Here is a 22,830-nt window from a genome sequence, read left to right on the forward strand (position 1 = left end):
GCGGACATGAACACGGATACGGACACACCACTGACGCGCGCCCGGGACACGGGCACGGAGAGCAGCACCACGTCCGGACGCAAACTGCGCACCGTGGTCCTCTCCAGCCTGCTGGGCACCACCGTCGAGTGGTACGACTTCTTCCTCTACAGCACGGCCGCGAGCCTCGTCTTCGGGAAGCTGTTCTTCCCGGAGACGAACGGCACCGTCGGCACCATGCTCGCCTTCGCCACGTTCGCGGTGGGCTTCGTCGCCCGTCCGCTCGGCGGCCTCCTCTTCGGGCACATCGGCGACCGCGTGGGCCGCAAACGCACCCTCGCGTTCACCATGGGCCTGATGGGTGTCTCGACCGCGCTGATCGGCCTCCTGCCCACGTACGAACAGGTGGGCGCGCTCGCCCCCGTACTGCTGCTCGTCCTGCGTGTCGCGCAAGGCGTGGCGCTCGGCGGCGAGTGGGCCGGAGCCGTGCTGCTGGCCGTGGAGCACGGGCCGGAGGGCCGCAAGGGCCGGTTCGGCAGCTACCCGCAGATCGGCCTTGCGCTCGGACTCGCCCTCGGCACGGGCGTGTTCGCGCTCCTGAGCAACGTACTGAGCGACGAGGCGTTCCTCGGCTACGGGTGGCGGGTCGCGTTCCTGGCCAGCCTCGTCCTGGTGGCGGTCGGTCTTACCGTACGGCTGAAGATCGACGAGACGCCCGCCTTCCGCGCCGTGCTCGGCATGACGACGGGCCCCAGGGCCGTCCCCCTGGTCGAGGTGGTACGCGACCGCCTGACGCGCCGCCACCTGCTCCTCGGCATGGTGGCCCGCTGGGGCGAGGGCGTGGCCTTCAACACCTGGGGCGTCTTCGCGCTGACGTACGCGACCGGGACGCTGCAACTGCCGCGCACCTCGGTGCTGTTGACGGTGACGGGCGCGTCGCTGGTGATGGCGGTGCTCGTCCCGGTGTCGGGGCGGCTGGTGGACCGGTTCGGCGCACGGCGCACCTATATGACGGGCATGGCGGCGTTCGGGGTGGCGGTCTTCCCCGCCTTCCTGCTGTTCCAGACGGGCGGCGTGCTCGGCTTCGCCGTGGCACTCGTGCTCGCTCTTGGCATCGTGCACGCCTGCTTCTACGGGGCGCAGGGCACGCTGTTCGCCGCGCTGTTCCCGGTGCACGTGCGCTACACGGGCATGTCGGCGGTCTACCAGGTGTCCGGCATCTTCGCGTCCGGCATCACGCCGCTCCTGGTCACCGCGTTCCTCGCGCTCGGATCCGGCACCCCGTGGCCGGCCTGCGGCTACCTCGTCCTCTCCGCGGCGGGCAGCGTCTGGGCGACGTCCCGGCTGCGCGAGAAGGACCTGTTCGTACGGACCGGCCGGTCGACCGACGGCGAGTCGGACGCGCGGGCCGGGGAGCCTGTCCCCGCCTGAACGGGCCCCGGGCAAAGGGCTCTTGCCTTCACACCGCGGTCGGGGCAGCCGAGCGCTGCCCCGACTTGGCTCCCGACTAGCCGTGGGTGATCAGGTTGCCATCGGTGCAGTGGGTGGTGTGCTCGCCCACGGAGTCGCCGAGCACGGGGGCGACGGCGACTTCCTGGAGACACGTGGCCGCGGAGGCGAAGTCCCAGTCGTCCGAGACACCGACTCCGGAGCCGAGGTCGCTGGCATGGGCGGGTGCGGCGAGTGCGGTCACGGCGAGGACGAGACCGGCGGCGCTGATGATCTTCTTCATACTGGGCGAACGACGCGGCGTGACGGTTGGATGCGGGGAGGCGCGAGGTATCACCTGCCCGGGCGGAACGCGCTCGTCACCAGATCAGGACGGCGACCAGTGCGTGCACGACGGCGGCGAGCAGGCAGAGCGGGACGGCTTTGGCCGCGTACATCCGAGCGTAGAAGTCGGCGCCGACACCTTCGGCTTCCTCCGCGACGCGTGCGGAGGGACGGAACACGGCAAGTATCGCGAAGACGACGCCACCCGCGGCGAGAATCGCGTTCAGGGGGAAGAGAATGATCACGCACCAAGTCCGCGGTGCCCGTCAAGAAGTGTCCCCGTCGACCGCCTCCGAGGCGATCACCGCACAACGGTCCGCGGCCGGAAACATCTCCGGCCGCGGACCGTCACCACACATGTCCGCTACGACGTACCGGACACCTTCAGACCGCGGATCCGGCCGGCGTTGTCGAACGATCCGAAGCCGACGCGTCCGTCACCGGGTCGCGTGCTCACGGCTGTCATCAAGGGGTAGTGCGAACCGTCCATGTAGACGGCCGTCTCCCCCGTGTCGCCGCAACGCACCACCCGGACCTGGTGCCACGCCGCGTCGCTGATCGCGGGCGGGGCGCCGGTGGTGCCGTCCCACTGGTCCTCCACCCGCAGGCGGTCGGCGTCGTCCACCGTGAAGACGCCATTGTGCGGGTAGATGGAGTTGTCCTGGGACAGATGCGCGTAGCCGAACCGGGTGTCCGACTCGTGGCCGAAGACGACGATCACGTCCCGGTTGTCGATGTCGGTCGGCGTATCGATGCGGACCTGCGCGTCGATACGCACATTGCGGTACGCGGGGCCCGCGGTCAGCACCGCGTACTCGTAGGGGCGGCGCGGTCCGGGCCGTTCGGCGCCCGGCTCGGTCATGACCGCCTCGCCGTCCTTGAACTGCCACTTGGACGGGGTGACGGGCGCCCAGTTCTCCGCGCCCATCACATTCGTGAGGGTGGTCCCGTCGGTGTCACAGCTCGCGAACTTGCGGGTTCCCGTCACCTTCCAGATCTTGCCGTTCGCCTTCGAGAGGATGTACAGCTCGCCGTCGGCGTCCTGCCCGAAGCGCAGGTCGACGCGCTTGTCACCGGCCAGTTCCTGCATGGAGACGCGCTTGCCGGACTTCGCGTCGTAGACCATCAGGCTGTGCAGCTGCGCCAGTTGCTGTTGCGCTCCCGGCTTCGCGCGCCGCATGTCGCTCTCGTCCGTGTAGAGCAGACGGCCGTCGACGATGTCACCGAAGATGTACTTTCCCTGCAGGCCGTGCAGATCGTGGCCGCGGTAGACGTAGCCGCCGGAGATGCCGCGGCCCACGTCGGACTTGCAGTCCCAGTCGGCCGGCGGGTCGTGGTCGTAGGCGGCGACCGGATAGGTGTAGCCGTACTTGGCGTCGTCGGCGGGCAGCGGGAGGATCTTGGCGCAGGGGTCGGTGGCCTTCTTGTCGAAGACGAAGGCGCCCTCGCGCTCGCTCCAGCCGTAGTTGTCGCCGGCCTTGACCTCGTAGACGGACTCGATGGCGTGCTCGCCGACGTGGGACAGGAACATGCGGTGGCTGCCGCGCGTGTCCCAGCTGAAGCGGTGCGGGTCGCGCATGCCGATCGCGTAGATCTCGCCGAGGGTGCCTGCTTGGTGCACGAACGGGTTGGCGGCCGGGATGCCGTACTGGCCGTTCGCGCTGTCGTGGCCGCGCGGGTCGATGCGCAGGAGCTTGCCGTGCGGGAGGGCGCGGTTCTGCGGGTCGCCGGTGGTGTTGCCCTTTCCGCCGTCGCCGACCGCGATGTAGAGCAGCCCGTAGTCCGCGTCGCCGGGCTTCGCGGTCGGGTTGAAGTCGAGCTGCTGGATGCCGTGGACCTGGCCGTTGAAGCCGATGCGGAGCAGTTCGCGGTGGGTGCCGGAGAACGTGGGGGCGCTCGGGTCGTCGGCGGTCCACTCGGTGACGATGCCGTGGAAGCCGTTGCCGCTGGGCTGGTTGAAGTCCGGCTTGGCTTCGGTCAGTTCGGGCTTCTCGGTGTGGACCGTGTAGAAGCGGCCGTTGTGCCGGAAGTCCGGGTCGAAGGCGACGTAGCCGAATCCGGTGCCCAGGCCACGGCTGGCGTAGAAGGCGGAGGAGAACTCCTTGTACAGGTCCAGATAGAGGTGCTGCCCGGAGCCGTCCTTGTTGAGCGCGTACATGGCGCCGTTCTGGTCCGCGACGGCCAGCCGGCCGGCACCGCCCGGGAACGGGGTCAGGTAGTTGATCCGGTTGTAGCGGATGAGCCGGTCGTCCTCGACCGGGCCGGGGCGCGGCTCGGACTTGGGGAGCTGGGCGAACTCCTCGACCTCGAGGCCGAGGCCGGAGGTGACGGGCTTGCCGGGGATGGGGTCGGTGATGGCGCTCGCCCCGGTGTCGGCGGGCGGTTCGGCCGCGCCCGCCGGTGCCACGGCGAGGGTCGCGGCGAGCAGGGCGCCGGTGACGAGCTGGATCAGGAGGGGTCTCTTACGGGGCCGGACGTGCGGGGCCGACGGGGACAAGGGGGCTCCCTTCGTACGATTCGTACGGTGTGCGCGGCGGGCGATATCGGGACGGGCGCTCAAGAGCCGGGGTGCCCGCCGGTGCGGCGGTACTCGGCCCGCACCTGGCCCGCGGTGGCGGCCCGGTCCAGGAACATCAGGTCGTCCATGCGGCAGTTGCAGGGGTTGGCCTCGCGGGTGTTCTGCGGGAAGCTTCCGCCGATCTTGATGCCGCGCGGATCGGTCGGCGAGGCGAGATCGGGTTCCGGGTCTCCGGCGAGCGCCCACGGGTCGTCGTCGCGTACGTAACTGCCGGGCAGGGCACGGCCGTTGCGGTACAGCGCCATCTTGCCGGTGTCGAAGTCGAAGGTCGCGGCCAGGTGGACCCACTGGCCGTCCGGCAGGTGTTTGCGCCAGTCGCCGTCCGCGGCGAAGGTCTGCGACGCGGAACCGTCCACGCGGCGGCCGAGGGCGACCAGCCGCAACTCGCCGTCCACGTCGATCAGTTCGAGGAGAGCCCGGACGTCGTGGCCGTTGGAGTCGCCGGTCAGGACGCCGGCGAGGCCGATGGCGTTGTAGAGGTCGGAGGGGTCGGCCGTTCCCGAATTCGGGCTCGGGTTCTGCCCCGTGGTGCGGAACCAGCCCATCACGGTGGCCTGGCGGGCCCCGTTGAAGGCGTGCATCGAGGCCGCGCCGTCCGGGTCGTACACGCCCGCCTTCCAGTCGTCGTTGCCGGCCGTGCCCGGCTGCACCTGGCGGGTCTGGAGGACGTGGCCGCGGCGCGGATCGGCGTCGTCGCGCACGCGCATCGCGGCGCCGCCGTTGACGAGCGACAAGGTGGTGCCGGACGGTCCCACGTCGAGTTCGCGCCCGGCGTCCGCGGGGTCCGGGTGCTCGAAGTCGTAGCCCGCGACCAGGCTTTTACCGAGGCCGGCGCCAGTGACCGCGGAGCGGGTGTCCGGTGTGGACGCGGCCCCGGGCGGAGTGATGAACGCGGTGGCGAGGAGGGCGGCCCCGGCCGCCATCGCGGTGGGCCACAGCCCTGGCCGCGGAGGTCTGCGGCGGCGTGCCGGTACTGCGGTTCCAGGCGTCATGTCCCCTCCCGAGGGCAAGCGTTGAAAGCGCTTCCTGTCCAGTCATGCCTGTGCAACGTACAAAGATCAGCCGCGGGCGACAAGACATCTGACAACGATGTCGGAATTCCTCTCGCAGAGCCACGGCGACACGGTCACACAGCCACGGCGGCACGGCGACACAGCCACGGCGGCACGGCGACGCAACGACAGCGACGGCCACGGCCGCACCGAACCCTCACCCCGTGCCGCCACTTCCTGAAGGCTCAACTACCCCTTCTATGGCCTTACTTGGACGTACCACTCCCGTCCCTCCGTGGACTTCTGCCGCAACTCTTGACGCCACATTCACCGACCTGAAGCATGCGTCGCCGAGGGAGCGCTCCCACACCCCCCATTGTTCATTTCATGAACCAGGAGAGCCGCTGTGACCCACCCGTCCCGCACTCCGTCTCCATCACGCCGCGGTCTGCTCGCCGCGGGTGTCGCCGCCGCGGCGTTGCCCGCACTCGGCAGCGCCGCGGCGTCCGCCGCCACCACGAAGAAGCCCACCAAGCCGGCGAAGCCCGGCAAGAAGCTGGCCGCCGGTGGCGACCTCGGGCCCAACGTCATCGTGTTCGACCCGTCCACGCCCGGCATCCAGGCCAAGCTCGACGAGATCTTCAAGCAGCAGGAGTCCGCCCAGTTCGGCACCGGCCGCTACGCCCTGCTGTTCAAGCCCGGCACCTACAACGGGCTCAACGCCCAGCTCGGCTTCTACACCTCGATCATGGGCCTCGGCCTCTCCCCCGACGACACCACCATCAACGGCGACGTCACGGTCGACGCGGGCTGGTTCAACGGCAACGCCACGCAGAACTTCTGGCGCAGCGCCGAGAACCTGGCGCTCGTGCCGGTGAACGGGACGAACCGGTGGGCGGTCGCCCAGGCCGCCCCGTTCCGCCGCATGCACGTCCGCGGCGGCCTCAACCTCTCCCCCGACGGCTACGGCTGGGCCAGCGGCGGCTACATAGCCGACAGCCGCATCGACGGCACCGTCGGACCGTACTCGCAGCAGCAGTGGTACACCCGCGACTCCTCGGTGGGTGGCTGGCAGAACGCCGTCTGGAACATGGTGTTCTCCGGCGTCGAGGGCGCGCCCGCGCAGAGCTTCCCCGACCCGCCGTACACCACGCTCGACACCACCCCGGTCTCCCGCGAGAAGCCCTTCCTGTACCTGGACGGCGCGGACTACAAGGTGTTCCTGCCGGAGAAGCGCACGAACGCCCGCGGCACGACCTGGGGCAACGGCACCCCGCGCGGCACATCACTCCCGTTGAGCCAGTTCTACGTCGCTCAGCCCGGCGCCAGTGCGAGCACCCTCAACGCCGCCCTCGACCAGGGCCTCAACCTCCTTCTCACGCCCGGCATTTACCACCTGGACGCACCGATCCAGGTGAAGCGCGCGGGCACCGTCGTCCTCGGCCTCGGCTACGCCACGCTCATCCCCGACGGCGGGGCGACGGCCGTGAAGGTGGCCGACGTGGACGGAGTACGTCTCGCCGGGTTCCTGGTGGACGCCGGCACCGTCAACTCCTCCACCCTGGTGGAGATCGGGCCGAAGGGGGCGTCCGCCGACCACTCCGCCGACCCGATCACCGTGCAGGACGTGTTCGTACGGATCGGTGGTGCGGGGGCGGGCAAGGCCACCACCAGCCTGGTCGTCAACGCCCGGCACACCATCGTCGACCACACCTGGATCTGGCGCGCCGACCACGGCGACGGGGTCGGCTGGGACACCAACCGCGCGGACTACGGCCTCGTCGTCAACGGCGACGACGTCCTGGCCACGGGCCTGTTCGTGGAGCACTTCAACAAGTACGACGTGCAGTGGTTCGGGCAGGGCGGCCGCACCATCTTCTTCCAGAACGAGAAGGCCTACGACGCCCCCAACCAGGCCGCCGTCCAGGACGGCACGACCAAGGGCTTCGCGGCCTACAAGGTGGACAACTCCGTGACGAGTCACGAGGGTTGGGGCCTTGGCTCGTACTGCTTCTTCAACGTCGACCCGACGATCCGCCAGGACCGCGGCTTCACCGCGCCGAACACACCGGGCGTGAAGTTCCACGACCTGCTCGTGGTGTCACTGGGCGGCAAGGGCCAGTACGAACACGTCATCAACGACACCGGAGCCGCCACCTCGGGCGACACCACGGTGCCTTCGACGGTGACGTCCTACCCGTAACCACGCCCAGGCGTCCGCGAGTTCCGCACCTGCACCGGGCTCCGCTCCGTTCCGTGGATCGAGGAGCGGGGCCCCTTGCAGGGGCGGAGGAGAAGATCTACCGTCATGCGCGCTGCATGACAACGATGTCCACGAGCGGGAACACAGCGGGAGCGGCATGCAATCGGCGCGATACGCACCAACCCGGAACAGATCGACGGCACGGCGCCTGAGGGACCGGTTGGGGGCGGTCGCGCTCTGCCTGGCCCTCGCTGCCGCGGGTTCCGCCGCCGCGAATCCAGCGAACGCGAGCACCGCCACGCAGCCGTCGGCGGCGCCGTCGTCCGACGCGACTCCTGGCGCGGGGGCCGACCTGACCAAGTTGGTCAATCCGTACATCGGGACCGAGAACGAGGGGCTGACCTTCCCTGCCGCGGGCGCACCGTTCGGCCTGGTGCAGCAGAGTCCGCTGATGAAGACGGCCGGTGGCACGGGGTGCGGCAAGGAGTCCTCCGACACGGTCGTCGGGTTCAGTCAGACGACGATCAACGGGTGCCGGTTCAACTACCTGCCGATGATGCCCACGACCGGCGAGGTGACCTCCACCGATCCGGCGCAGTACGCGTCGGCCTTCAGCCACGCGAATGAGACGACGGAACCCGACTACTACGAGACGAAGCTCGACAAGTACGGCGTGACCGCCGGCCTGACGGCGACCGACCGGACCGGGTGGCAGCAGTACAGGTTCCCACGGACGCGTCAGGCGAACGTGATGTTCAACGCCGGTGCGGGCGTGAGCAGTTCGGAGATTCGCGTCGTCGGCGACCGGACGGTCGAGGGATGGGTCGAGGACTCCAAGAAGACCTACTTCGTCGCCGAGCTCAGCCGTCCGTTCGCGTCGTACGGCACCTGGAAGGGCGCCGAACGGAGCCCGGGTTCCCGCGAGTCGACCGCCAAGGGCTCCAACGGAGCGTGGGCGACGTTCGACACGACGAAGAACGACGCCCCCGTGGTCGCGAAGGTGGGGCTCTCCTTCACCGGCCTCGCCGGCGCCCACAAGAATCTCGCGACGGAGACGGGGAAGTTCGGCTTCGACTTCGACGCCGTGCACAAGGCGTTGAACACCACGTGGAACACCATGCTGCACAAGGCCGCGATCGGTGGCGGCTCGCACGACCAACAGGTCGCGTACTACACGGCGTTGTACCACTCCTTGCTCGATCCGAACCTCATCGGTGACGTCGACGGCCGCTACGTCGGAGCCGACAAGAAGCTCCACACCGCCACGGACTACACCCCCTACAGCAATCTCTCGCTGTGGGACACATACCGGACGCAGAACAAGCTCCTCGAGATACTCGTTCCCAAGGTCGCACGTGACATCGACAAGTCGATCCTCGCGATCGCCCGGGAGGGCGGCGCGCTGCCGCGCTGGTACCTGGAGAACGAGGAAGGCAACATCATGACCGGCGATCCGGTCACGCCGTTCCTCGTCGAGGGCTGGTCGAAGGGGCTGCTCACCGGGGCGGACGCCGAGGAGGCGTACAAGTACCTCCGGGCGAACGCGACCGAGGTGCCGCCCGCCGACGTCCGTGAGAACGGCCGTGCCGGCGCCGCGCATTACGCGGAGCGCGGCTACATCCCCTACGGCCTCAATGTGAAGTCGGCCGCCGACTGCGGCAGGGACACGAGCGGCAACTGCTGCCCGACCAAGTCGAACGACAACGACTGCTACTACGGCACCTCGGCCACGTTGGAGTACGCGGCGGCCGACGCGTCACTGGCGCTGATGGCGAAGGGCCTCGGCCACACGGCCGACGCCAAGATGTTCGCCGAGCGCGGCCAGGCGTACAAGAACGTCTTCGACAAGCAGACCGGCCAGTTCCGGCCGCGCACCGCGGCCGACGGTACCTGGCTGACCCCGTACGACCCGGTCACCAGCAACAATGCCTTCCACGAGCAGAACGCGAGCCAGTACCAGTGGTCGGTGCCCCAGGACCCGGCGGGGCTCATCGGCATGCTGGGCGGCAAGGACGCGACGGACAAGCGGCTGAACGACTTCTTCGCCTATGACGACCTCCTCACCGATCCGGCGGGGACCGCGCGCAAGACCTGGGTCAGCGACCCGTACGGCTACTACGGCTCCACGAAGTACAACCCGAACAACGAACCGAACCTCATCGCGCCGTACCTCTACGCGTGGACCGGGCAGCCCGGCCGCACGGCGACCGTGGTCAAGGCGCAGGAGACCCTGTTCACGAACAGCCCCGGCGGCATCCCCGGCAACGACGACATGGGTGAGATGTCCGCCTGGTATGTGATGTCGTCGCTGGGCCTCTACCCCACGACCAGCGGCGGCAACTTCGACGTCATCACCACTCCGCAGTTCCCGAACGCCCGGGTGCGGATCGGTGAGTACGGGAAGACACAGGGCGGGACGCTGACGATCTCGGCGCCCGGCACCAGTATGGCCACCCGGTACATCGCCTCCGCGACGGTGAACGGCAAGCCCTGGGACCAGGCATGGGTCGATCAGTCGGACATCGCCCACGGCGGGCACATCGGCTATGCCTTGAGCACCAAGCCCACTTCATGGGCGACGGACACGAAGAACGCCCCGCCGTCGCTCAACACGACGCCGAGTACGCGGCATCAGCTCAGCGCCGACGTGGGGCCGGACGAAGTCGCCATCGAGCCCTCCGCAGACCACGCATCGCGACAGCAGGTCGACCTGACACTGCTGGCCACGTCCCCGCACAGCGCGCGGGTCTCTGTGACCGCGAAGGCACCGACGGGATGGGAGGTGTCCCCGTCCGACACGACGGCGACCGCCGACTCGAACGGCCTTCCCACACAGATGAACAAGCAGCTGCGGATCACCGCCCCGGCCGGGACCAGGGCAGGCACCTACAAGGTGCCGGTCACCGCCGAACTCCCCGGAGCCGCCCCGGTCAAGAAGACCGTCACCGTCGTGGTCCGGACGGCCGGTGCGAACTGCACCATCCGGACGGCCACTTCATGCGCCGTCGACCTGAACTCCGCCTACAACAACGACGGTGTCGCCACGCTCGCCGCGCCGGGCGAGGGTGACTTCGACGGCACGGGTACGAGCTTCGCCGCCGACCAACTGCCCGCACCGGGCCCTGTCACCTTCGGCGGGGTGACCTACCAGGCACCCGGGACCTCCGGCACCGGCAAGAACTTCGTCAAGTCCACCGGCCAGGCGATCGCCCTCCCCACCGGGAACTACGACAGCCTCCACATCGTGGGCGCGTCCGACAACGGCAGCACCGGCGCCGCGTCGGCCACCGCCGTCGTCACCTACACCGACGGCAGCACCGCGACGGTTCCGCTCAAGCTCACCGGCTGGGCGAACAAGGCTCCGGACTTCGGCAACGACGTCGCGCTGACGACCGCGTACCAGCTCAAGGCGGGTACCGGTAAGACCACCACCAAGGCATCCCTCTACGAAACGACCGTCCCTCTGGAGTCCGGGAAACAAGTACGGTCTCTCTCCCTGGCGACACCGTCGGTGCCGGCTTGGGTGGCCCCCGGGTCCGGAGGCCTCGACTGGCAGCACAACAGCAACCTGGGGATCTATGCGATGACCCTGAAGCGCTGACGGCCCCAGTGGGCCCTGTCACGGGAGGCCCGGTGCTGGTGACGACCAGCACCGGGCCTCCCGTCGATCGTCACATTGCCAGTCCTGCCTGCCCTATCCGTCTTGGACGGTCATGCCCAGGTACGGTCCCAGGCCCCGCTGAGCGACCCGCAGCACCTCGTTCCGAGGCAGCTCATCGGCTCGTTCGACGACGACGAGCTCCCAGCCCCGGCGGCCGACCGCGCCAAGGGTGACAGCACGCTCCCGCCGCAGATACGTGACCGCCGACGCGACGTCGGCCACGGGAGGGCTCACCTCGTACCGGGCGAGCTTGCCGACGTACCAGTCCAGCCACCGCTCCCCTTCTCTTCGGGCGGCTCGGGGCAAGGCGGCCTCGGCGTTCCCATCGACGTAGACCATGAGGGGGCGAACCGGTGCGAGTACCTCCGTGAGGGCAATCATGAAGGCGTCGATCGTCTCTTCGCCGTGCCCCATGGCCAGCAGCGTCGGCACGAACGGAACCAGAGCGTCCGCGACCACCACGTCGTCGTCGCTCGCCAGTACCGAATCAACGAACTGCTTGGTTCCTGCGAGCAAAGTCTCCAGCTCGACCGTGCCCGTCGCCCCAAACTCCGCTGCCACGGCGTCGAACTGAGGCCGGGTCAGCACTTCTTCCTCTCGGAAGTGATCCACTCGCAGCCCCGAATCGGCCAGCCATCGGGACAGCCCGGTACACAGCGTCGACTTGCCCACGCCGGGAGACGCTCCGCACACAGTGATCAGAACTGTCATGGTCGCCGACCCTAGGGACCGGCACTCATCATTGCCAACCCCGTCTCACCGCCCCGTCACCTCCAGAACCCGAGCGTCCCACGCCCCCAGCGCGATGGTGTCTCCGCTCTCGTGGACGTCGCCCGTCAGCACGTCGCGCGTCGCCTCCGGCAGTGTGAAGGACTGCGCCTCCCAGGACCAGTTGTGCAGGAAGCGGACCCGGCGGCCGTCGCGGGCGGTCGCGGACGTGGTCGTGACGCTGGGGGCCTCGGGGCGCCAGGCCGCCTCGGGCTCGGGTGCGGCCCAGCCGAACAGGGCGCGCCCCAGCGCCGGGTCCGGGACCGTGCCGACGTATGTGATGCGGCCCGCACCGTGCGCGCGTGTGGTGATGGCCGGCCAGCGCCCGAAGTGCGGGTGCTCGTACGAGGCCAGTGCCTGCGCGTCCGTCGGTGTCAGGCCGTCCGCCCAGTGCAGCGCGTGGGTGTCGGCCTCCAGTGGGAAGTCGTCCGTGCCGTGGACCGTGAGGGGTGCTGACAGGTTGCTGAACTCGTCGTAGGTCACTCCGGCGGCCTCCGCCAGGCGCGCGGGCTGGGCGTTCGTGCGGGCGCGGGCCTCCTCGTCGGCGTATGCCGTGCGCGGGCCGATGATCAGGTGCCCGCCTCGCTCGGCGTACGCGGTGAGGAGGTCGAGGGTGGCGTCGTCGGCCGCGTAGTAGGCGGGGGCGACCAGAACCGGGGGCAACTCGGTTTCCGTCTGCGCCAGTTGACCGGGGTGCAGCACCCTTGTCTGGAGGCCCGCGTCGAAAGCGCCGCGGTAGAACGCGTCGAAGATGGTCTGGTACGAGTTCGGGTCCGCTCCTCCGTCGGGCCGGGCGAGCGCGGGCTGGGCCTGGAGTGCCCACTTGCTGGGGCCCGCGTAGAGGAAGGCGACGTCGGCGTCGGGGGTGAGGCCGGCCACCAGGTCGCCTGCCGTCTCCAACTCAGCCCCGAGCGTGGCGAGTTCGCGGTAGACGCGGCCGGGTCGGCCGTTGTGGGGCAGGATGCCGCCCCAGTACGTCTCCGTACCGAAGTGCAGCGTGTGCCAGTGCCAGTACTCGATCATCGAGGCGCCGCGCGAGATCAGCGCCCATGCCGCCTGCCGCCACTGTCCGTCGTACGCCGGGCGATTGTGCCAACTGCCGCCGATGGCCTGGGCGTTGGTCTCGGTGACGAGGAAGGCTTCCTGGCGCGAGGAGTACATGCGGTCGGCGCTGCGGTAGAGGGCCCAGGTGCCGGATGTGGTCCAGCCCTGCGGGGACTGCGGGCCGTCGGGGTGGGCGAGGCCGTCCTGCATCGCGTAGTAGGGATTGCCTGCGGTGACGTCGAGGCGGCGCGTCAGTTGGTCGTCCTCGATGCCGGGGCGTTCGTAGGAGATGCAGGTCGTGACGAACTGGTCGGGCCGCGCGTACTCGCGCACGATGTCCGCCTGCCAGCCGATGAACTCGGTGGTGAGGTCGGCCTGGAAGCGGCGCCAGGCCAGGTCGTACTGGGGCTGCGCGTTGTTGTCGGGGGTCCACAGGTCGGCCCAGGTGGCGAGCCGGTGCGACCAGTAGACCAGGCCCCATTCGCGGTTCAGGGTCTCCACGTCGCCGTACTGTGCGCGCAGCCGGTCGGTGAACTGCTGGAAGACGCCGTGGTTGTGGAGGAGTTCGTTGCCGGGTTCGTTGTCGACCTGGAAGCCGATGACGGCCGGGTGGGAGGCGTAGCGTCCGGTGATCTTGCGGATGACGCGTTCGGCGTGGAAGCGGAACGCGGGGTGGGTGAAGTCGACTTCCTGGCGGGCGCCCCAGCCGATCCGCTGTCCGGTCTTCCGCTCCCCCGCGATCTCCGGGTAGAGCCGGGCGAGCCACGGCGGCACCGCGTACGTCGGGGTGCCGAGGACCACGGAGATGCCGCGTTCGTGTGCGCCGTCCAGGACGGGCTGGAGCCAGTCGAGGTCGAATCGGCCGTTGTCGGGTTCCCAGGTCGACCAGACGGACTCGCCGACCCGGATGACGGTGAAGTGCGCCTCGGCCATCTGGTCGAGGTCGTCCTTGAGCCGGTCGTGGGGCTGGTACTCGTGGTAGTAGGCGGCGCCGAACAGGACCCGGTGCGGGAGGGCGAACATGCTTCTCCTATACGTGAGTTGAGACCGTCGAGCCAAGGGCCAATCAGCCCTTGACCGCGCCCGTGGACAGGCCCTCCAGGAGCTGTTTGCGCAGGAGGACGAAGACGAGGACGGCGGGGACCACCGCGAGGACGGAGCCGGCGAGGACCAGGTCGTACTGGCGGTTCTCGGCCCGGAAGAGGGTCTGCAGGCCGAGCGGGAGGGTGTACTGGGAGCTGTCGGAGACCAGGACCAGCGGCCACAGGAAGCTGTTGTAGCTCTGAAGGAACTGCCAGACACCGAGCGCGCCGAGCGAGGGCCGCAGCAGCGGCAGCACCACGCGCCGGAAGATCCCGAACTCGCTCGCGCCGTCGATGCGGGCCGCCTCCAGGATCTCGTCCGGGACGCTCTGCACGATGTACTGCTGCATCATGAAGATCCCGAACGCGGGTGCCACCCACGGCACGATCAGCGCGAACCACGGGCTGCCGAGCCCGGTCTTCACGAGGATCACGAACAGCGGCACGAGAATGACCGCGAACGGGATCGACAGCGAGCTGAACATCACGCCGAACAGGAACCGTTTCCCGGCGAACCGGAACTTGGCGAAGCCGTATCCGGCAAGCGCGCACACGAACACCGAGACGGCGGTCGCGAGCAGCGCGACCACGGCGCTCATCAGGAACCAGCGGCCGAAGGGCTGCTCGGTGAGCAGGGAACGGAAGTTGGCGAGTGTGGCCGGGGACGGGACGATTTTCGGCGGGTAGCCGAAGATGTCGCCGCGCCGCTTGAAGGAGCCGCTGAGCGCCCAGAGAAGTGGGGCGGTGAAGGCGAGCAGCAGCACCCCGAGGGTGGTGTGGAGGAGGGGGCGGCGCAGCACCGTGACGTTCACTCGGGCGTTCGCTGGGGCGCTCACTGGGTCCTCCCGATGCCGAGCAGCCGGTTGAAGATCCGGCTGAGGGTGAAGACGACGACGAACAGCACGACACCGGCGGCGGCCGCGTAGCCGAACTGCTGGCGTTCAAAGGCGGCCCGGTAGATGAACATGGCCACGGACAGGGTCGCCTCGGCAGGACCGCCGCCGGTGAGCAGATACGGCTCGTCGAAGATCTGCGCGGCGCCGATGAACGAGGTCACCGCGACGAACGCGGTGACCGGCTTCAGCGCGGGCAGGGTGACGGTGACGAAGGTGCGCACCCGCCCGGCGCCGTCGATGGCCGCGGCCTCGTACAGCTCGCGCGGCACGTTCTGCAGTCCGGCGAGGAAGAAGATGGTGAGGTACCCGGTCCAACGCCACACCGTGACAAGGGAGATGGCGACCTTGGACAGCGTCGGATCGCCCAGCCAGTCCACGGATCCGGTGCCGAACAGCGCCCGCAAAAGCGAGTTGAGCAGCCCGAATTGCTGGTCGAAGATGAGCCCGAAGATCAGGGCGACGACGATCGGTGACACCACGATCGGTACGAAGTACGCGGTGCGCCACAGGTCACGGGCGCGTACCCCACGAGCGTTGATGGCCTGGGCGACGAAGAGCGCCGCGGGCACGATCACCACCAGGCTGACCAGGACGTAGATCCCGGTGTTGCCGAGCGCCCGGTGGAAGCTCGCGTCGGCCAGCAGGTGCTGGTAGTTGCGCGGGCCGACCCAGTGCGGGGTGCCGAGCCCGACCCACTCGCACAGGCTCAGCCACAGCGCCACCACGATGGGGACCAGCATGAACAGCACGTACAGGACGTAGAACGGGGCGATGAAGAGGTACGGGTGGAGGGGCGCGCGGCGCTTTTGGCCGTCCGTGGCGGCGGTCTCGGTGACACGGACGGGCCGGGCGCGCAGGGATGTCGAGGTCATGGCTACCTCCCCGCCTGGTCGCGGAAGTCGGCGGCGGCCTTGCGGATGGCGGCGCGGGGTGTGAGGTCGCCGCGGTAGGCACTGAGCAGACAGCCGGCGAGCACGTCGTTGAGGATCGACTGGTCGGGGCTGACGTACACACGTGGTGCGTCGTCGAGGAGCGCGGTGTAGACGTCGAACGGGCGCTGTCCGCCGAGGTACGCGTCGGTGGTGCGCAGCAGTGCCTTGTCCTTGTAGACGGAGGCGCGGGTGGGCAGATAGCCGAGGTCGTGGAAGCGGCGGACCTGGGCCTCGTGGGTGAGGTAGGCGCTGTGCAGGAACTCCGTGGCGGCCCGGGAGTTGGGCTTGTTCCGCAGCACACCGAATCCGGTGCCGCCGCTGGTGGAGGTGGCGTGGCCGCCCGCGGCGAACCGGGGCGGGGCGGTCATGCCCCATCTCCCCTTCTGTTCGGGCACGTTGGGCATCAGGCCGTAGATCTTGAACCAGGTCGCCATGAGGACGCCGATCACCTTGCCCTGCTTGAGCGCGGCCTGCATCGGGCCGCCGAAGTAGTCGGAGACAGGGGTGATGAAGCCGGCGCGCAGGCCGCGGCAGACGAAATCCAGTGCCTCGACCGCCTCGGGCGAGTCCAGGGTGAGGTTCTGGTCCTTGTCGAAGAGGCCGCCGCCGCGCTGGTTGAACAGCATCTGGAAGGACTGCACGACCTGGTTGACGTCGGGCCCGGTGACGACCGCGTTGAGCGCGACGTCGTGCTTGCGGTGGGCGCGTTCGCCGATCTCGGCGAACTCCTCCCAGGTGTCGGCCGCGACCGGGATCCCGTACTTCTCGTAGAGGTCCCTGCGGTAGTAGTGCACGACCAGCGGGGTGTCGGAGTCCAGGCCGTAGAGCTTGCCGTCCTTGCTGAACGGGGCGGTACGCGCGGGCAGCAGGTCCTCCTTCAGGCCCGGCACCTTCGCCACGTCCTCACCGAAGTCGCGCAGCAGCCGCTCGGCGATGTCACCGCGCAGCATCCGCGGAAACGCGCTCATCTCGAAGCCGACCATGTCCGGCACACCACGCTCGGCGACGGCCTGGGCGAGCAGCTTGGTGACCAGGTCGGGGGCGCCCGCGCGGGTCGTGCTCAGGTGGTACGCGAAGTCGGTGAGCCGGTCGGCGGCCGGTATGGCACGGGTGAAGAACTTCTCGTAGTTCTGGTCGTGGGTCCACAGGGCGAGGGTGACGTCGCCGGACGTACGGGGCGTGGTGGCACCCTGCCCGCAGGCGGCGAGCGCCGCGGTGACACCGAGGCCTGCGGCGCCTCGGAGCAGGGCGCGGCGCGAGGGTGGTCGGTGTGTGGGTGGGTGGTGGAGGCGGCGGTGTGGGTGGCGGTCGCGGCTCGGGGTGAACACACGTGACTCCTCACGTGGTGCGGGTGGGGACGGGGCGATGCCTACGTGGGTGTGCGTCGGGGGCCGGCGGGGCGGCGTGCGGGCATGGCGGGGCGGACCGGGGGTGTTCCGGTCTGTCGGCTCGATGGTCGGAGGCGGGCGGGTGGCTACGTCGTCCGGGGTCTCGGCGCGGTGGATTCCCGCAGGACCAATTGGCTTGTCAGGTACGGGAGTTGGGCCGGTCGAGGGGTGTCCTCGATCATGGCGGTCAGGACGTCGACGGCGCGGGTGGCGACGGTCGCGAAGTCCTGGCGGACGGTGGTGAGCGGCGGGGTGAGGTAGGCGGCCGCCGGGATGTCGTCGAAGCCGACGACGCCTACGTCCTCGGGGACCCGGCGCCCGGCCTCGGCGAAGGCACGCAGGGCGCCGAGTGCCATCTCGTCGTTGGCCACGAAGACGGCGGTGACGTCGGGGTCGCGGGCGAGCTGACGGGCCGCGCGGTAGCCGGAGGCGGGGGTCCAGTCGCCCGCGGGGGCGAGCGGCGGCGCCTCGACTCCGGCCTCCGTCAGTGCCGCACGCCAACCCCGTTCGCGGTCGCGGGCGCTGAACCAGTTGCCGGGGCCCGGGATGTGCCACACGGTGCGGTGGCCGAGGGCGAGGAGGTGTTCGGTGGCGCATCGGGCGTCGGCGACACCATCGGCGCTGACCACCGCGCCGGCGGCGCCGGACAGCTCGACGGGTTCGCCCAGGCTGACCATGGGCACGTCGCAGCGGAACCGGAGCGGAGACCCGTCGTCGACCGGCTCCGACAGCACGACACCGTCGACGCCCTGGTCCAGCAACGAGGCGACGGCCGCGGCGAGACTCCTGTCCCGGCCGTCGCGGGTGCCGGCCAGCGCGAACGCGTAACCGGCCCGCTGCATGGCCCGCTCCAGGGCCATGAGAAGAGTCGTGGGCCCGTAGTGCGCGCTGCCGAGCGAGATCACGCCGATGCGGCGGTGTCTTCCCTTGAGCAGCGCGCGGGCCGTGTTGTTGGGGCGGAAGTCGAGGTCCCGGATGGCCCGGTGCACGCGCTCGCGGATCTCGGCGCTCACGTACGGCTCACCGTTGACGACACGGGACACCGTCTTCTGCGAGACGCCGGCGGCACGGGCGACGTCGGTCATGGTAGTCGGCACGCGCCCTCCCGATCGCCCTCGGCCGTGTGAACGACGGCCAGTCTGACTACGTAGTCAGGCCATCGTTCACACGGCCGAAACGAGCGTCAAGACCTTGCGCACGATGTTCGGCGGGCCGCACAACTTGCCACCGCCGCGGGCGTGTTGAGCCGCCGGGCCGCGTGCGCCGCCCGGCGGTCTCCACGTCGCGTACTAGCGAACGGGGGTGGCGGCCGTCGCGCTCGCGAGCCAGCACCCGCTCTCGGCCTGTTCGGCGAGGCCGCTGTCGGCGAGCTTCTTGAGGTGGCGTGTCACCGTGCGGTGTGTCCAGCCGACCTCCTCACACAGTTGCTCGAGCGTGAGTCCGTGCGCTGCCTCTTGCAGCCGCTCCAACGTCAGCAGGGTGTTCTTCGCAAGGGCCGGGCTTGCCTCGGGGCCTGCGTCAGGGTTCGTCTCGGCGGTTGCCTCAGAGCTCGACTCTGGGCTCGCCTCCGCGCCCGCCTCCGGGCTTGTCTCAGGGCTCGCTTCTGGGCTCGCCTCCGGAGGTGTCGCTGCGCCCGCCTCCGGGCCGGTGTCCGGTGTCGCCGGTGCCGGGACGCGCAGGCGCCCATAGCCGAGCCTGCTCAACACGCGGTCCAGATCCGGGCCGCTCGTCTGCTCCGGCACCCGGCCCACCGCCGGCTCCGCGACAGCGGTCCGTCGAGTCACCGGCCGCGGGCTGCGGTTGACCGTGCGGTGCTTGCGCCCCTTCTTCTTGGCCCTGTTACTCATCCGTCGCCTCCTCGAACACGTTGATCATGGTCACGTGTCTCAACGACGAACCCACCCCAAAGTCGCGCAATTGATCTATTTCACCGATGAGCTCGGCTACATCCAGGCGGTGGCCCCGTCGGGACGGACCGGCACCCTGCGGTTCCAGGACACCCAGTCGTCGGCCACGAGCGCGTCCTCGTCGATCTCGATGCCCCAGCCGGGCCGGTCGGGGCGCAGCTCCAGGTGTCCGTCCACCGGGAGGTACGGGTCGGGGCACCAGGAGATGTCGTCGACCTGGTAGCCCGTGCCGTATTCGAGGATGCCGAAGTTCGTGGTGGCCGCCGCGAAGTGCACGTTCGCCGCGGTCGCCAACGGGCCCATCGGATTGTGCGGTGACACGGGGACGTAGTGCGCCTCGGCGATCGCGGCGATCTTCACCATCTGCGTCATGCCGCCGACCACACAGATGTCGGGCTGCACGATGTCGGCGCCGCCCGCCGTGAGCAGCGCGAGGAACTCCTGTGTGGTGTAGAGCGATTCACCGGTGGCCAGCGGCACGCGCAGGTCCGAGCGGATCCGGCCCCACGCGGGTATGTACTCGGGACGGATCGGCTCCTCGAGGAACAGCGGCTGGTTGGGTGCGAGCGCCGATCCCAACTCGACTGCCTGGTGCGGCTCCCAGAGGCAGGCATGGGCGTCGAAGGCGAACTCCCACTCCTCGGGGTGGTGTTGTCGTACGTCGCCGAAGTAGTCGCCGAGTTCGCGGACGACGAGCCCGTATCGGGTGTTGTGCAGATCGCGGCGGTAGGGACTCAGCTTGAAGGCCGTGAACCCGAATCGCTCGTGCAGGTCCGCCGTCCTGTCGCGCAGTTCGGCGACGTCCGGGGCGTTGTACAGCCCGGCGTAGACCCGCACCCGGTCGCGGACCGCCCCGCCGAGCAGCTGGTAGACGGGCACGCCGAGCGCCTTGCCTGCGATGTCCCACAGGGCGTGGTCGATCGCGGCGATGGCGGCGGTGCCCAGGGCCCCTTGCGGGAAGCGGGCCGACTGGTGCAGGAACTGGTTGACCGCGGTGGGCCGCAGCGGGTCCATGCCCTTGATCTGGTCGAAGAGGTGGTCGAGCAGCGGGAGGTAGGCGAGGTCGGGGCCGTGGTTGTACACCTCGGACCAGCCGGACACACCACTGTCGGTGGTGATCTTCACCAGGACGCGGGGGCGGTCGCCGACCCGCTGGCGGAAGGTCTCCAGGGACTCGATCTTCATGCCACGAACTCCTTGAACTTGTCGTCGAGGGCGGGCACGAGCTCCCGCCAGGCCCGGACGGACTCGGTCACCTCGTCCGCCCGGGCGCGGGACAGTACGTGGCTCGGCGGGCGCACCTCGCGCCCGCACAGGCCGAGTTGGTGCATGGCCTCCTTCACCACGGACACGTTGTCGGCCGAGTGATTGCGCGCCCGCATCTCCTCGAAGGGGCGGATCCGCCGCCACAGGGCCGCTGCCTCCTCGTAACGCCCCGCTTGCAGGGACGCGAGCAGCTGAAGAGGGACGGCGGGTGCGACATTGGCCAGGCCCGAGGTGAACGCACGGGCACCGGCCTGCCAGTAGGCGGACGCATAGGACTCCGCCAGTCCGGCGATCCACAGCAGACCGTCCCCGGCCTGCTCACGATGGGCGGCGAACACCACCGGGTCCGGCACCGAGTACTTGAGCCCGACGACGTTGGGGGCGCGCTCGGCGAGGGCCGCGATGTGTGCGCCGGAGATCGCCGGATTGCTGAGGTAGGGCAGGACACCCAGCTCCGGTACGGAGTCGGCGATCGCCGCGTTGTACTCGACCCAGCCCTCCGGGGACATGTAGGGCAGCACCGGCTGGTGGATCATGATGGCGTGCGCGCCGGTGTCACGGGCGAAGCGGGCGTCCGCGATCGCGGTGTGCACGTCGAACCCGACCCCGGCGACGAGGGTCGTGGCGGCCGGGCAGGCGGAAGCCACGGTGGTCAGGACCGCCCGGCGTTCGGCCGGGGTCAGGGCGTAGAACTCACCGGTGTTCCCGTTCGGCGTCAGGACCGAGATGCCGCCTGCGACGAGGCGGGCGGCCAGTGCGCCCGCGCGGTCGTGGTCGACCTCGCCGTCCTCGCCGTAGGGCACCACCGGAATGGCGATGACGGTGCTCAACTGCTCGATGAGATCAGTGGTGTTCAGGGTCGAGCTCACGAAGTGGCCCCCTTGGATGCGGAGTCGGAGTCGGGGCCGGGGCCGGAGTCGGTGGCCGACGCAAGGGCGCTCACGGGTGTGACGGGCTTGATCCGTACCCAGAACAGGTAGATGGCCGCGCTGATCAGACAGCACGCGGCGGCGCCGAGCAGCGGGCCGAGGTAGGAGCCGTTACCGAAGGTCAGGAAGAGTCCGATCACGATCGGGCTGGTGAGATTGCCGAGCTGGGAACCGAAGTTCTGGAACCCGGCGACCGAGCCGACGGTGGCCGGCGAGGACGCGACCTCCGCCGGAAGACTCAGGATCGCGGCCCCGGCGAAGGAGTGTGCCGCGTTGCTGACGGTCAGCACGGTCATGACCAGGACGTTGCTCTCGATGAAGGGGGAGAACCCGATGCAGGCGCTGAGTGCGAGCCCGGAGACGATCGGAATCTTGCGTGCCAGGTTCGTGGACATCCCGGACGCCAGCATGCGGTCGGAGACGACGCCGCCGAGGACCGTGGAGCCGATGGCGATGAGCGGCGGGATGGCGCCGACCATCCCGAACTCGGCCTCGGAGAAGCCGCGGTCATCGAGAAGGTAACTCGGGTACCAGGTGAGGAAGAACGCGCCGGCGAGCGAGCGGAAGACGTATCCCGTCATCAGCGCCCACACCTGGTTGTTGCGCAACAGCACACGCCACGACGCCTCGGGGTCGTCGTCCGCGTTCTGCGCGGCCACCATCTCGCCCTGGTCGGACTGGATGTGCGCGAGCTCCGAGGCGGAGACGCGCGGGTGCTTCTCGGGCTCGCGGTAGACCATCCGCCAGCCGACGATCCACAGCAGGCCGGCGACACCGATCACCACGAAGGCCATGCGCCAGCCACTGAACGTGATCAACGCGGTCACGATCGGGACGGAGAGGGCCGTCCCGATCTGCTGGCCCATGTCGAACAGGCTCGACGCGAAGGCGCGCTCCCGGCGGGGGAACCACTGCGAGACCACCTTGACGTTCGCCGGCTGCACCGGGGCCTCACCGATGCCCAGGCCGAGCCGGAACACGATGACCGAGCCGACCCCCTGGGCGAAGGCGGTCAGGGCGGTCCAGATCGACCACCAGCCGACCGCGATGGGGTAGATCACCCGGGGCCCGAAGCGGTCGAGCAGCCAGCCGGACGGGAGCTGGAAGAGCGCGTACGTCCAGAAGAAGGCGGAGAGCAGGACGCCCTGCACCGCCGAGCCGATGTGGAACTCTTTGGACATGAACGGCATCGCGACGCTGATGGCGGCGCGGTCGAGATAGGCGATGGTCAGCCCGAGGGCCGAGAATCCGACGATCGTCCAGCGCATCCGGCTGCGCTCGCGAACGGGACCTGGCCCTGCTGGGGCGGACGTGCGCACGTTAGACTGGGGCATCGTTGCTCCTAGTGGGTAACGGCGACGCTCCTCGCGGAGCGTGGATCTCTGAGGTGCGGCCCGGGATCTTGGCGGTGAACGGGCCGCATCTCGTCTTC

17 protein-coding genes are annotated in these 22,830 nt (G+C 69.5%); 3 read left to right on the plus strand and 14 right to left on the minus strand.

Annotated features, from left to right (window positions below; translation table 11 throughout):
- Positions 1-6: 6 nt before the first annotated feature.
- Positions 7-1,410, plus strand: coding sequence for an MFS transporter (locus tag ACOKM3_RS05320; RefSeq protein WP_426897404.1), 1,404 nt, complete (start codon positions 7-9; stop codon positions 1,408-1,410).
- 76 nt (positions 1,411-1,486) lie between these two features.
- Here ACOKM3_RS05320 and ACOKM3_RS05325 read toward each other — a convergent pair whose 3' ends face one another.
- From ACOKM3_RS05325 to ACOKM3_RS05340, 4 genes are all read right to left on the minus strand, one after another.
- Positions 1,487-1,711, minus strand: a complete 225-nt coding sequence (locus ACOKM3_RS05325) for a hypothetical protein (RefSeq protein ID WP_426897406.1) — start codon at positions 1,709-1,711, stop codon at positions 1,487-1,489.
- Between the two features lie 76 nt (positions 1,712-1,787).
- The gene (locus ACOKM3_RS05330) at positions 1,788-1,997 is read right to left on the minus strand and encodes a hypothetical protein (RefSeq protein WP_426897408.1); all 210 of its coding nucleotides are present in this window, start codon (positions 1,995-1,997) and stop codon (positions 1,788-1,790) included.
- Between the two features lie 119 nt (positions 1,998-2,116).
- Positions 2,117-4,249 (minus strand): PQQ-dependent sugar dehydrogenase, encoded by a 2,133-nt coding sequence (locus tag ACOKM3_RS05335; protein WP_426897410.1) that lies wholly within the window; start codon positions 4,247-4,249, stop codon positions 2,117-2,119.
- A 59-nt stretch (positions 4,250-4,308) separates the two neighbouring features.
- The gene (locus ACOKM3_RS05340) at positions 4,309-5,322 is read right to left on the minus strand and encodes a LamG-like jellyroll fold domain-containing protein (protein ID WP_426897412.1); all 1,014 of its coding nucleotides are present in this window, start codon (positions 5,320-5,322) and stop codon (positions 4,309-4,311) included.
- 406 nt (positions 5,323-5,728) lie between these two features.
- Here ACOKM3_RS05340 and ACOKM3_RS05345 point away from each other — a divergent pair, with 406 nt between their 5' ends.
- Together ACOKM3_RS05345 and ACOKM3_RS05350 are read left to right on the plus strand one after the other, a co-directional pair.
- Positions 5,729-7,525, plus strand: a complete 1,797-nt coding sequence (locus ACOKM3_RS05345) for a coagulation factor 5/8 type domain-containing protein (protein WP_426897413.1) — start codon at positions 5,729-5,731, stop codon at positions 7,523-7,525.
- 157 nt (positions 7,526-7,682) lie between these two features.
- Positions 7,683-11,126 (plus strand): GH92 family glycosyl hydrolase, encoded by a 3,444-nt coding sequence (locus tag ACOKM3_RS05350; RefSeq protein WP_426897415.1) that lies wholly within the window; start codon positions 7,683-7,685, stop codon positions 11,124-11,126.
- A 93-nt stretch (positions 11,127-11,219) separates the two neighbouring features.
- Here ACOKM3_RS05350 and ACOKM3_RS05355 read toward each other — a convergent pair whose 3' ends face one another.
- The 10 genes from ACOKM3_RS05355 to ACOKM3_RS05400 form a co-directional block, all read right to left on the minus strand.
- Positions 11,220-11,897, minus strand: a complete 678-nt coding sequence (locus ACOKM3_RS05355; RefSeq protein WP_426897417.1) for a hypothetical protein — start codon at positions 11,895-11,897, stop codon at positions 11,220-11,222.
- Positions 11,898-11,942: 45 nt separating this feature from the next.
- A complete protein-coding gene (locus tag ACOKM3_RS05360; RefSeq protein WP_426897419.1) occupies positions 11,943-14,021 on the minus strand; it encodes a beta-galactosidase in 2,079 nt (692 codons plus the stop codon).
- A gap of 43 nt (positions 14,022-14,064) precedes the next feature.
- Entirely contained in the window at positions 14,065-14,916 is an 852-nt protein-coding gene (locus tag ACOKM3_RS05365; protein ID WP_426897421.1) for a carbohydrate ABC transporter permease, read from the minus strand.
- Positions 14,913-15,848 carry a carbohydrate ABC transporter permease gene (locus ACOKM3_RS05370; RefSeq protein WP_426897423.1) on the minus strand — a complete coding sequence of 312 codons (936 nt, stop codon included), beginning with the start codon at positions 15,846-15,848 and terminating at the stop codon, positions 14,913-14,915. The genes ACOKM3_RS05365 and ACOKM3_RS05370 overlap by 4 nt, the downstream gene beginning before the upstream one ends.
- Positions 15,849-15,850: 2 nt before the next feature.
- Positions 15,851-17,236 carry an ABC transporter substrate-binding protein gene (locus ACOKM3_RS05375; protein WP_426897425.1) on the minus strand — a complete coding sequence of 462 codons (1,386 nt, stop codon included), beginning with the start codon at positions 17,234-17,236 and terminating at the stop codon, positions 15,851-15,853.
- A 146-nt stretch (positions 17,237-17,382) separates the two neighbouring features.
- On the minus strand, positions 17,383-18,393 hold the full coding sequence (locus ACOKM3_RS05380) for a LacI family DNA-binding transcriptional regulator (protein WP_426897427.1): 1,011 nt from the start codon (positions 18,391-18,393) through the stop codon (positions 17,383-17,385).
- A gap of 192 nt (positions 18,394-18,585) precedes the next feature.
- On the minus strand, positions 18,586-19,143 hold the full coding sequence (locus ACOKM3_RS05385) for a helix-turn-helix domain-containing protein (protein ID WP_426897429.1): 558 nt from the start codon (positions 19,141-19,143) through the stop codon (positions 18,586-18,588).
- A 96-nt stretch (positions 19,144-19,239) separates the two neighbouring features.
- Positions 19,240-20,388 (minus strand): mandelate racemase/muconate lactonizing enzyme family protein, encoded by a 1,149-nt coding sequence (locus tag ACOKM3_RS05390; RefSeq protein ID WP_426897431.1) that lies wholly within the window; start codon positions 20,386-20,388, stop codon positions 19,240-19,242.
- Entirely contained in the window at positions 20,385-21,338 is a 954-nt protein-coding gene (locus ACOKM3_RS05395) for a dihydrodipicolinate synthase family protein (RefSeq protein WP_426897433.1), read from the minus strand. Before ACOKM3_RS05395 ends, ACOKM3_RS05390 begins: the two co-directional genes overlap by 4 nt.
- Positions 21,335-22,732, minus strand: a complete 1,398-nt coding sequence (locus ACOKM3_RS05400; protein WP_426897435.1) for an MFS transporter — start codon at positions 22,730-22,732, stop codon at positions 21,335-21,337. Before ACOKM3_RS05400 ends, ACOKM3_RS05395 begins: the two co-directional genes overlap by 4 nt.
- Between the last annotated feature and the right edge of the window lie 98 nt (positions 22,733-22,830).

It is taken from the genome of Streptomyces nidicola (genome assembly GCF_050106155.1).
In the GTDB taxonomy this organism is placed as follows: domain Bacteria; phylum Actinomycetota; class Actinomycetes; order Streptomycetales; family Streptomycetaceae; genus Streptomyces.